We start from the raw sequence: 675 nt of genomic DNA on the forward strand, positions 1-675 counted from the left end.
GTCGAAGCAGATGAAGAACTGGCTGTCGCCGGAATCCGGGTTGGCGGCGCGGGCCATCGAGGCGGTGCCGCGGACATGCGGCTCCTTGTTGAACTCGGCCTTCAGCTTCTTGCCGGAGCCGCCCATGCCGGTGCCCTGCGGACAGCCGGTCTGCGCCATGAAGCCGTCGATCACGCGGTGGAACACGATGCCGTCGTAGAAGCCCTCGCGCACCAGCTCCTTGATCCGCGCGACGTGGCCGGGCGCGAGATCCGGGCGCATCTCGATCGTGACCGGGCCCTGGGTGGTTTCGAGGATCAGAGTATTTTCGGTAGCAGCCATGCTCGCTTCTCCTGGCTTCGGGGTGGATATTTCTTATTCCTGAATGGGATCGCGAATGGGCGGCCAGCCACCGCGCCGCCGAGGCTCTCGGTAAATGGCATCGGCGTGCAGCGTTGCAACGCCTCCATCACGGCGACCCGGTATGCAATCCGGTCGTTGTCGGTCGCTTCCTCCGATTCATAGCTGATCCTGGGATGGCCGAGGATCGCGCCTTCACGGTTGAAGCTGACAATGACGGTAATGTCGACCGGGCCGGCCTTGTCCGGCGGCGGCGGCCGCCAGCAGCGGTGGATGGCAAGAACAACGTCCCTGATCGTATTGAGTTGCTCCGGCTCGGCTGCCGCCGGTCCGGAC

Annotated in this window: 2 protein-coding genes; both read right to left on the bottom strand. The window is 64.7% G+C overall.

All coding sequences use genetic code 11. The features are described 5' to 3' along the window. Nucleotides 1–321 (bottom strand): peptidylprolyl isomerase (locus tag NS334_RS16425; RefSeq protein WP_058756981.1); only part of this gene is annotated, 321 nt, incomplete at its 3' end. After that, a partial coding sequence (locus NS334_RS17925; RefSeq protein ID WP_083500556.1) for a hypothetical protein occupies nucleotides 297–675 on the bottom strand: 379 nt, incomplete at its 5' end. The genes NS334_RS17925 and NS334_RS16425, both read right to left, overlap by 25 nt.

This window comes from Sphingomonas endophytica (genome assembly GCF_001476895.1).
In the GTDB taxonomy this organism is placed as follows: domain Bacteria; phylum Pseudomonadota; class Alphaproteobacteria; order Sphingomonadales; family Sphingomonadaceae; genus Sphingomonas; species Sphingomonas endophytica_A.